13 protein-coding genes are annotated in these 9,246 nt (G+C 62.6%); 10 read left to right on the top strand and 3 right to left on the bottom strand.

Annotated features, from left to right (window positions below):
- Nucleotides 1-756, top strand: a 756-nt coding sequence (locus WEB61_RS00370) for a helicase-related protein (RefSeq protein ID WP_368062341.1), incomplete at its 5' end; no start/stop codon positions are given.
- 4 nt (nt 757-760) lie between these two features.
- Here the strand turns inward: WEB61_RS00370 and WEB61_RS00365 are convergent.
- Nucleotides 761-1,168, bottom strand: a complete 408-nt coding sequence (locus WEB61_RS00365; RefSeq protein WP_368062340.1) for a hypothetical protein — start codon at nt 1,166-1,168, stop codon at nt 761-763.
- Between the two features lie 131 nt (nt 1,169-1,299).
- Between WEB61_RS00365 and WEB61_RS00360 the strand changes: the two genes are divergently transcribed.
- From WEB61_RS00360 to WEB61_RS00345, 4 genes are all read left to right on the top strand, one after another.
- The gene (locus WEB61_RS00360; protein ID WP_368062339.1) at nt 1,300-1,788 is read left to right on the top strand and encodes a GFA family protein; all 489 of its coding nucleotides are present in this window, start codon (nt 1,300-1,302) and stop codon (nt 1,786-1,788) included.
- 71 nt (nt 1,789-1,859) lie between these two features.
- On the top strand, nt 1,860-2,192 hold the full coding sequence (locus WEB61_RS00355) for a hypothetical protein (protein WP_368062338.1): 333 nt from the start codon (nt 1,860-1,862) through the stop codon (nt 2,190-2,192).
- Between the two features lie 144 nt (nt 2,193-2,336).
- Nucleotides 2,337-3,200, top strand: a complete 864-nt coding sequence (locus tag WEB61_RS00350) for a DUF2189 domain-containing protein (RefSeq protein WP_368062337.1) — start codon at nt 2,337-2,339, stop codon at nt 3,198-3,200.
- A 28-nt stretch (nt 3,201-3,228) separates the two neighbouring features.
- Nucleotides 3,229-3,780: a hypothetical protein gene (locus WEB61_RS00345; RefSeq protein ID WP_368062336.1), complete on the top strand. Its 552-nt coding sequence runs from the start codon at nt 3,229-3,231 to the stop codon at nt 3,778-3,780.
- A gap of 9 nt (nt 3,781-3,789) precedes the next feature.
- On the opposite strand, the gene WEB61_RS00340 is transcribed toward WEB61_RS00345, so the two are convergent.
- Together WEB61_RS00340 and WEB61_RS00335 are read right to left on the bottom strand one after the other, a co-directional pair.
- Nucleotides 3,790-4,404, bottom strand: coding sequence for a hypothetical protein (locus WEB61_RS00340; protein WP_368062335.1), 615 nt, complete (start codon nt 4,402-4,404; stop codon nt 3,790-3,792).
- A 102-nt stretch (nt 4,405-4,506) separates the two neighbouring features.
- The gene (locus WEB61_RS00335) at nt 4,507-5,751 is read right to left on the bottom strand and encodes a GNAT family N-acetyltransferase (RefSeq protein ID WP_368062334.1); all 1,245 of its coding nucleotides are present in this window, start codon (nt 5,749-5,751) and stop codon (nt 4,507-4,509) included.
- 137 nt (nt 5,752-5,888) lie between these two features.
- Here WEB61_RS00335 and WEB61_RS00330 point away from each other — a divergent pair, with 137 nt between their 5' ends.
- The 5 genes from WEB61_RS00330 to WEB61_RS00310 all read left to right on the top strand — a co-directional run.
- A complete protein-coding gene (locus WEB61_RS00330; RefSeq protein WP_368062333.1) occupies nt 5,889-6,242 on the top strand; it encodes a cupin domain-containing protein in 354 nt (117 codons plus the stop codon).
- 180 nt (nt 6,243-6,422) lie between these two features.
- The gene (locus WEB61_RS00325; protein WP_368062332.1) at nt 6,423-7,475 is read left to right on the top strand and encodes a calcium/sodium antiporter; all 1,053 of its coding nucleotides are present in this window, start codon (nt 6,423-6,425) and stop codon (nt 7,473-7,475) included.
- A 4-nt stretch (nt 7,476-7,479) separates the two neighbouring features.
- Entirely contained in the window at nt 7,480-8,250 is a 771-nt protein-coding gene (locus WEB61_RS00320) for an SDR family oxidoreductase (RefSeq protein WP_368062331.1), read from the top strand.
- A gap of 13 nt (nt 8,251-8,263) precedes the next feature.
- Entirely contained in the window at nt 8,264-8,671 is a 408-nt protein-coding gene (folB, locus tag WEB61_RS00315; protein ID WP_368062330.1) for a dihydroneopterin aldolase, read from the top strand.
- A gap of 335 nt (nt 8,672-9,006) precedes the next feature.
- A partial coding sequence (locus WEB61_RS00310; RefSeq protein ID WP_368062329.1) for a GIY-YIG nuclease family protein occupies nt 9,007-9,246 on the top strand: 240 nt, incomplete at its 3' end.

Genomic DNA, 9,246 nt, shown 5'->3' with positions numbered 1-9,246 from the left:
ACGACGCTGACCAAGCGCATGGCCGAAGACCTGACCGAATATATGCACGAGCAGGGCATCCGCGTGCGCTACATGCATTCGGACATCGACACGCTGGAACGCATCGAGATCCTGCGCGATTTGCGCCTCGGCGCCTTCGACGTGCTGATCGGCATCAATCTGCTGCGCGAAGGCCTCGACATTCCCGAATGCGCGCTGGTGGCGATCCTCGATGCCGACAAGGAAGGGTTCCTGCGTTCCGAAACCTCGCTGATCCAGACCATCGGCCGCGCCGCGCGCAACATCGACGGCCGTGTCATTCTCTATGCCGACAAGATCACGGGTTCGATGGAACGCGCCATCGCGGAGACGAACCGCCGCCGCGAGAAACAGACCGCCTACAATATCGAGAACAACATCACGCCGGAGAGCATCCGCCGCAACATCGGCGACATTCTCGAAAGCGTCTATGAGCGCGACCATGTGCGCATCGACACCGGCGAGGCCGACGAAGCCTTTATCGGCCACAATTTGCGCGGCCATATCGCCGAACTCGAACGCAAGATGAAGGAAGCCGCCGCCGATCTCGAATTCGAGACGGCTGCCCGCCTGCGCGACGAGATCAAACGCCTTGAGGCGACCGAACTTGCGATCGCCGACGACCCGATGGCGCGTCAATCGGCGGTTGAGGAGAGCGTCGCACGGACAACGAAGCCCAAAGGCCGCTCCACTAGCGGAAGGCCGGGAACGCGCGCGGGGAAATACAAGAGGCGCTAGGTCCTCATATCCCCATCAGATACTCGACAAAATCCTTCGCATCGAACACTAGCGAGATCAGCATCGTCGCGAGCGCCAGCACGAACCAGACGCCATAGACACTGCGCTTGTCGATTTGCGGCCAGCGGCGAATGAAGAGGACCGCCACCGGTGTCCACAGCACCAGATGCGTGACGCCCCAGAGCTTGTTCCAGCCGGCATACATGCCGAGAGCTATAGTGGCCGGGAACATCACCACCATGGCGAGCAGCAGCCAGCGCGCTTCGGACCGGAAGAAGGAGAAGACAAGACTGCCGAGCCCCAGCACGGCCAGCATCCAGTACATCCAGTATCGCACCCATACCGGCAGCGTCGCCACATAGGCGTCCTGCGCCGCGCTCGCCGCCTGCAAGGCTTCCATGAATTCAGCCATCGTCTCCGCCCCATTTCTGTTTTCGTTCGCGCAATGTGGCGGCGTGGCTGGGGCATCGCAAATCAAGTTTCCGTCAACGGTGGCGCCGTCCCGGCCTATGATCGCCGAAACCCCGATCGCCGGAGCAACACGTGCCGAAGTCGACGAAGAAGAGAACCCTCGCACATCCCGAATGGGTCGCCGGCAAATGCCGCTGCGGCGCTGTCCACTTCGAAATCATGTATCCGGCTCTGTGGGCCTGGCACGACCATTCGGCGGCAACACGCGCAACGACGGGTGCCGCCTCCATGTGCTGGGTCGGCAGCTGGAAGAAACGCTTCCGCCTGCTCGAAGGCGAAGACGAAGTGACCCGCTATGAAGAGCCCGGCACCGCGCGCAGCTTCTGCATCCGCTGCGGCACCCCCCTCTTCTACGAGCGCGACCGCTCGCGCCACGTCATCAACATTCCCCGCGCTCTTTTCGCGAGCCGCGTCGGCCGCGAACCCCGCTACCACGCCGGCCTGAAAGAGATGCCCGACTGGGCTTATCTCGGCGAACCGCTGGCCCCGCTCAAGGGCTATCCGGGCATCATGATCGAGCGGAAAAGGAAGAAGAAACAGGCTCCTGAGGGCATGTTCTGAGCTGCACGCTTTTGCCATATTCGTTCCCTATCCTTTTTTGAGAGAACGAGACCATCCATGGAGACTGAAACATGCGCGCGATACTCGCGATCCTTGCACTGACGATTCCGCTGGCCGGCGCGCTTGCCTTCGCGAAGGACGGCGACAGCAACGAGCGTTCGCCCGTGGGTCAGGCGGTGGATGGCGTCAAGGAAGGCGGCCGCACCATCGGCCATGGCGCCCGGGACGCGACCAAGGCCATCGGCCACGGCACCCGCGACGCCGTGCACGTGGTCGGCGACACGGCCGACGAAGTCACCACCGAAATCGGCCATGGCACGCGCGACGCCGCGAAGGAAACCGGCAACTTCTTCACCCGGATCGGCCATGCCTTTCGCGACGGCTGGAACGATCTGACGAATTGATCCCGGCGAGTTTCCGTCGGGCACCGAATGCGGTATAATGTTTTTTTGAAGGTCGCGAGACTCTCGTGACTGGCGACGCCGCAATCGGGCGTCGGGCCGCAAGCAGCCTCCGGCCGTCGAACCAATGGTTCGGGAGGAAATGCCATGACCGTCAGAAACCCCGTCGAATGGGGATGGACACAATTGGGCCGAGCGGCCTCGGTGATCGGCATGGCCGGTCCGGCGCTCCATCACATTCAGGAAACCATACACTCACCGGCGCCGGACGTGCGGCGGATCGGGATCAACGATATCCGCGAGGCCATTGCCCGGGGCGTGGACGATTTTGGCGCCTACAGAACGGATGTCGTTTTCGTTTGCTTGTTCTACCCCATCATCGGCCTCGTCCTGGCGCGTCTCGCCTTCACCAACGACGTTCTGCCCCTGCTCTTCCCGCTCGCATCGGGCTTTGCCATCCTCGGCCCCTTCGCGGCTCTCGGTCTCTATGAAATGAGCCGGCGGCGCGAGCAGGGCCAGCCCGCGACCTGGGCCAACGCACTCGATGTCCTGCGCGCGCCGTCCATCGGCGCAATCGCGGTGCTCGGCCTGCTTCTGGTGGCGATCTTTCTCACCTGGCTCGGCGCCGCATGGATGATTTACGAGCTGACGCTTGGGCCCGCCTCACCCGTTTCGATAGCGGCATTTGCCAGCGACGTGCTCACGACGCCCGCCGGCTGGGCAATGATCGCCCTCGGTATGGGTGTCGGATTTCTCTTCGCCCTGCTCGCAATGACGGTCAGCATCGTCTCGTTTCCGCTGTTGCTCGACCGGGATGTCGGGCTCGACACGGCGATCCGCACCTCGATCCGCGCCGTGACGATGAACCCGGTGCCGATGGCGGCCTGGGGTCTCGTTGTCGCCCTCGCCCTGGCGATCGGGTCGCTTCCCCTTTTCCTGGGGCTCGTTGTCGTCATGCCGGTCCTTGGGCACGCCACCTGGCATCTCTACCGCAAGGTGGTCGCGCGTTGACCGTTATTTCCAGCCGGTCGGGAGGCCGATGAAGACCCTTCTGGTCGGCACCACCGGCATGTTGAAGAACGCGGCGATGCATGGTGTTGCCCGCGCGGAGCAGGCTGTCCTCGTCTCGCGCAACGCCGATGGATTTTCCTTTGGCGCCGACATGCTCGACGCGAAGCTGATGCGCATCGCGCAGAACTATGAGGATGAGCCGGCCTTCCTCGCCGCGCTGGAGCCGCATGCGCCGTTCGATACGGCGCTGACATGGATTCACCCGCGCGCGGAGCTTTTGCGCGCCGCACTCGATGCGCTGATTGCGCCGGGCGGTCTTCTTGTGGAAGTGATGGGCAGCCGCTCGATCCTGACCGGCACAGACGGCACACCCTCCATCGCGACGCTGCGGGCAGAGGCCCTCGCCTGTCAGCCGGATATCGTCTATGCGCAGGTGATCCTCGGTTTTGTGCGCGAGGGCAACGCATCGCGCTGGCTGACGAATGAGGAGATTTCAGCCGCCGCCATTGCCCAGATGGAAATGCCGTTGCCCCGCCGCATCGCCGGCACGCTGGAGCCCTGGGACAAACGGCCGGGTTGAAGGGAGGTCTCAGGCGCGCACGTACCAATCGAAACGACGCAGCACGACATGCAGGGCAATGCCGAACATGGCCAGAAGCACCGCCGCGATGAACCGCATCCAGATGAAGCTGAAGACGGCATGCGTCGGGAAGACATGCGTCTTCGAAACCGACGCTTCCTTCAGGTGCTTGATATCTTCCGAGCCCGGCGCCGTGATCATGTCCAGAAGATCGCGCAGGCTCCGGTAGCGCACGATCGCCACCTGGTCCCAGCCTTCGAGGCCGGCCGGCTCGATAAACCTCGCAAAAGGCCGCGAGATGAACACAGGAACGCCGCCGCGCTTGATGAGTTCGGGCAGGATGACACGATTGTAGGCGTTCGCCGCCGCCGGATCGGCGGGATCGTCGATAAGATTGACCATGAAGAATTCGCGCCCGTCATCGGCACGCGCCCATGCTTCAAGGGGGCCGCGGAGACCGAGCGGGCTTTGCTCACCGGCGGCCAGCGCATCGAGACGCGCCATGTAGCGCGCAATCTCCGCGTCTGACAGCGGCCGGCCGGCACCGCCATACCAGAACCAGAAAATGGCGTAGAGGAGACCGAACGCGAGCGCGAGAATCCGGGGGCCGGTAAGACGGGACATAGGGCTTTCCTCCACTGGTGAAGGAAAGCCTAGGCCGCGCCAATTAAATTGGCAATAGACATGCCAATATATGAAGTCACGCCCCGGCGACGATCTCTGCGTTCATGCCCGGCCGAACCGAGCCCGCGCGCTGCCGACAAAACTCATCAGCCGGGGATTGCGCTTCACGCGCCGCTTCAATGCCAACGCCGCGCGGACGGCTCCGGCAACCGCAACGCCAGGCAGGCTTGCACCCACAACGAGATTACGCATTTCCATCGGCGTATCGCAGAAACTTTCCTTGTAGGGAAGATGACCGACCGACAGATCGTAGACCGCGTCGCCACGCGCGATACTCGCTTGCAGCAGCTTGAGAAGATGCATCCGGCCCGGCGACTGACGGCTGTACCTGTCCGCCTCACCCGCCTCATAGGTATGCACCATCAACGTCGCACGGCCCTGCCACAGGTGGCCGATGCTGCCGGAGAGAAACTGGCCATCGAGCCGAAGTTCGGCGACGTCGAGCAGCCGCCGCCCGGCGGGCAGCGCGGCGAGCGCCAGATAGGCATCGCGATATTGCGCTTCGCTGAAAATCGAATGAATGCCTTGCCGGGCGAGTTGAGCGGCCTTGCGCGCGAGAATTTCGGCGGTCATCGCAACGCATTCCTCGGGCGTCTCGGCAAAGCGGAATGTGACCTCGCCCGCTGCTTCGAGCTTGCGCATTTTCGCGCGGTCGATGCGTCGCGTTTCGGCGCGGTAGCGCAGCGAAAAATCCTCGAAGCTCGCCGGCAGATCGAAAACATAGGCTTCGTCGGGTGCCGCCATGCCGCCAAGTTCCATGAAGGGATTGGGTTCCGGCGCGAACGGCGCGCCAAGTGCCGCCGGCTGGTCGGTCAACATGACGAGATCGTGAGGCGGCAGCGCCCTCACAATCTGCCGCCACATGGCGGGAAAGCCGCCTGCCGGCACGCGCGACGCAAAGTCGGGCGCCAGCAGCGGCGCCTTGTAGTCGGCCATGCGCCCGCCCATGAAAACGAGACGCTTGAGGCCTATGAAGCGCTCGATGCCGAAAGGGGCAAGCAGCAACGGTTCGCTCTGCCTGGATACCACCACGATCGCCGGCGTGACATTCGCGCCGGCATGGGCATGCCAGGCCGAAAGCCAGTCGAAGCTCTGAAAGGCAGTGCCGGTGGCCTTGGTCTCGAAGGCGCGCCAGACGGGTTCGGCAGCCTCGAAACTCGTATAGACGGCAACGCCCGCCGCCCGCGCCAGACGCGCGGCGAAAGACGTCGTCACACCGCAATCGCGCCGTCGGGGCAACGCGGGAGCCAAATTCTTCTCGTCCGTCTCGTCCGTCGCCAAACTCATCTTCGATCCGTCATCCGTTTTCGGCGCTATCCAGTCCCGATTCGGGACAGAGCTTCGCCGTCAACCTGAACCAAGCAAGCTTTCGGCCAGCATCGCCATGCTAGATTTGCTCATCGCGACATTCCACGGAGTTCCCCATGTCCCCGGCCTTGATCCCCTTCGACATTGAAGGACGCGCGCCCGAGCGCGGCGCACCCGCCCCCGAGCGGCTGATAAGCGGCAACCCGACCAGCCGCACCTGGAACCTCTATACGGCGCCAGACGGCAAGTTCTTTTCAGGCATCTGGGAAAGCGATCCGGGCGCCTGGCGGATTGAATACACGGAGCACGAATTCTGTCGCATCCTCGAAGGCGTCAGCCGTATCACGCCGGAGGGTGGCAACCCCGTAACCGTCAAGGCGGGCGACGCTTTTGCAATTCCCGCCGGCTTCCGCGGGATTTGGGAGGTCGTCGAGCGGACCCGCAAGCACTACGCAATTTACGAAGCGTAACCTTGCGTCAAGGCGCCGATTCTTGTCAGAAACGCCGATGCCCCCTATATGCCACTGACACGACGGAAACGGGTTCGGGGGCGGACCCGCAACGATCAAGGGGATCGAAATCGCTATTCGGTTGAAAACCCGCCACGGCGGCATTGCGGATCGTATCTCCGGCCGGGAGCATAGCGCCTGATGCTGCCGGATTTTCTCTATCTGATAGGCGGACTTGTGGTTCTGCTCATTTGTGGCGACCTGCTCGTTCGAGGCGCCACCTCGCTTGCCGCCCGCTACGGTCTCTCCCCGCTTCTGATCGCTCTCACAATTGTCGCCTTCGGCACTTCCGCGCCCGAACTGCTTGTGTCTGTGCGCGCCGCTCTTGCCGGTGTGCCGGGCATCGCTCTCGGCAATGTCGTCGGCAGCAACATCGCCAACATCCTGCTCATCCTCGGCCTGCCGGCCCTGATCTATCCGATTGCCTGCACCGGCCGCATCGTACCGCACAACATGCTGATCATGCTGGCGGCAAGCGTGTTGCTGATCGTCCTCTGCTTCATCGGTCCGCTCGGCTTCTGGCAAGGCTTGTTCTTGCTGGCCCTGCTGACGGCCTATCTCGTTTATTCGGCCTGGGACGCCCGCATGAACCCCCACGAACCGCCGCCGCTTGTCGCTGAAATACCCGATGACGCGTTCGCGCAAAACATATCCTGGGACGATGCGCGCGACCTGCCGCATGGGGTCCTTCCGCCGCCGCTTCAGTCGCGACGTCTCATCGCGCTCAAAATCGTTCTCGGCATTGCCGGATTGCCGATCGGCGCACGACTGGTGGTCGATAGCGGAACCAGCATTGCCTATGTTTTTGGCGTATCCGATGCCGTGATCGGCCTGTCGATCATCGCCGTCGGCACGTCGCTGCCCGAACTGGCGACCTCGATGATGGCCGTCTTCCGCCGCAATGACGAGGTGGTGGTCGGCAACATCATCGGCAGCAACATCATGAACATCCTGGCGATTCTCGGTATCACAGCATTGATAGCGCCACTGCCCATCGACAGGGACTTCCTGACCTTCCATCTCTGGGTCATGCTGGGTGCGGCCGTCCTTTTGTTGCCGATGACCATGAGGGGAAGCAAAATTGGACGTACAGCCGGCGCCGCCTTTCTGCTTGGCTATGGCGTATATCTCTACGCCATGTTCGCGCTTGGCCATGTGTCACCCGCCATCGCCAGCGGATTGAACGGATTCTGAGCGAATGACCGCGATCGCATCCAAAGGCACCGCACTCGTCACTGGCGCGGCGCACCGCATCGGACGCGCCATCGCCTTGGCGCTGGCGGATGATGGATGGACGATCGCGGTGCATCATCGCAGCTCCGCCGCCGATGCCGCGGAAGTCGTGCGCGAAATCGAGGCAACGGGGGGCAGAGCCGCCGCCTTTGCCGCCGATCTTGCTCTCATGGCCGAAACCCGGGGGCTCGTCGCCGCGGCGACGGCAACGCTTGGTCCCCTTACCTTGCTGGTCAACAATGCCTCGCTCTTCGAAAAGGACGAAGTGGCGACGATGACCCCCGAAAGCTGGACAGCGCATATGGATGCCAATCTGCGCGCCCCGGCTTTTCTGGCCCAGGCGTTCGCCGCGCAACTGCCGGCCGGCGCCGATGGCAACATCGTCAACATGATCGACCAGCGTGTCTGGGCGCCGACGCCGAAGTTCCTCTCCTACACGATCAGCAAGATGGCACTGTGGGATATGACACAGGTGCTCGCCCGTGCGCTGGCGCCGCGCATCCGTGTGAACGGCATCGGTCCCGGGCCAGCAATGATCAATGCCCGTCAATCCGAGGCCGATTTCCTGCGGCAATGCCGTTCCACGATTCTCGAACGGGGTACAACAGCAGAGGAGATTTGCGCCGCTATCCGGTTTATTCTGTCCGCGCCCGCCATGACGGGCCAGATGATTGCCCTTGATGGCGGCCAGCACCTCGCCTGGGAAACGCCCGACGTTGCCGGCGTTCCCGAATAAGAGACCGACAGACATGACCCAGTCCGACAATGTAACCCGCCTGAAAATCGCCAATGCCGCGGAAGCCATTCGCCATGTTTTCGTGCGCGACCTGCTCCTGGACGCCCATATCGGCGCCTTTCGCCATGAAGTCGGTGCGGCCCAACCGATCCGCGTCAATGTTGATCTGACGGTGTCCGAGGCCGCGCATGGTGACGATCTGGCGAACGTCGTCTGCTACGCGACGGTGGTCGACCGCATCAAGACGATCGTCGCCGAGGGGCATCTCAACCTCGTCGAAACGCTGGCCGAACGCATCGCTGCCGCGTGTCTGTCCGACGACCGGGTGCGCATGGCGTTGGTGCGCGTGGAAAAACTGGCGGTGATCCCGGAGGCGTCGAGCGTAGGCGTCGAAATAGAGCGCGTGCGCCCGCATTCCTGACGTAAAAATCGATGCCCGAAAGCGGCAATGGAATCAACGCGTTGGGCAATCCAAACGCCGCACACGGAGGATTTGTGCACAGCAGCGCGGTGGCGCCCGCAGCCGGCGCCGGTCATCCGGTGAAATTGAACACGGCGACTGCATCGCTAAATTAGGTCAAGAAAACCTATATATTCCAATACCTTAGATGACAGGTGGTTTTCGGTCGCTGTCACAAATCCTAATTATTACAAGAAGTTGGCATTTCCGAGCGTCGTGGAATCGGAAAGTGTCAACATACTTATCCACAGGCAGCCCACGACCGCGGAACCACTCTCGATGCTATACAGACCGTGATGGATGACACCGGACACAAGTCTACCGACACGCTTGCCGGCCCCGGCGAGAAGACGCATAACCGCTCCGGAAAGAGCGGCATCGCGCTGATCGCCGCGAAGGTTCGGACATTGCCGGACAGCCCCGGCGTCTACCGCATGTACGACGCTGAAGCGGAATTGCTCTACGTCGGCAAGGCCAGAAGCCTGAAAAAGCGCGTGGCGAGCTACACCAAGCTCGCCGGTCAGACGAACCGCATC

Origin of the sequence: Parvibaculum sp. (assembly GCF_040882025.1) — a bacterium.
Taxonomy (GTDB): Bacteria; Pseudomonadota; Alphaproteobacteria; order Parvibaculales; family Parvibaculaceae; genus Parvibaculum.
This window is presented reverse-complemented; position numbering and strand designations above follow the sequence as displayed.

Coding starts and splice junctions, on each gene's coding strand:
- WEB61_RS00365 (WP_368062340.1), bottom strand. CDS start 1,168: ATGGCTGAATTCATGGAAGCCTTGCAGGCGGCGAGCGCGGCGCAGGAC.
- WEB61_RS00355 (WP_368062338.1), top strand. CDS start 1,860: ATGCGCGCGATACTCGCGATCCTTGCACTGACGATTCCGCTGGCCGGC.
- WEB61_RS00350 (WP_368062337.1), top strand. CDS start 2,337: ATGACCGTCAGAAACCCCGTCGAATGGGGATGGACACAATTGGGCCGA.
- WEB61_RS00345 (WP_368062336.1), top strand. CDS start 3,229: ATGAAGACCCTTCTGGTCGGCACCACCGGCATGTTGAAGAACGCGGCG.
- WEB61_RS00340 (WP_368062335.1), bottom strand. CDS start 4,404: ATGTCCCGTCTTACCGGCCCCCGGATTCTCGCGCTCGCGTTCGGTCTC.
- WEB61_RS00335 (WP_368062334.1), bottom strand. CDS start 5,751: ATGAGTTTGGCGACGGACGAGACGGACGAGAAGAATTTGGCTCCCGCG.
- WEB61_RS00330 (WP_368062333.1), top strand. CDS start 5,889: ATGTCCCCGGCCTTGATCCCCTTCGACATTGAAGGACGCGCGCCCGAG.
- WEB61_RS00325 (WP_368062332.1), top strand. CDS start 6,423: ATGCTGCCGGATTTTCTCTATCTGATAGGCGGACTTGTGGTTCTGCTC.
- WEB61_RS00320 (WP_368062331.1), top strand. CDS start 7,480: ATGACCGCGATCGCATCCAAAGGCACCGCACTCGTCACTGGCGCGGCG.
- folB (WP_368062330.1), top strand. CDS start 8,264: ATGACCCAGTCCGACAATGTAACCCGCCTGAAAATCGCCAATGCCGCG.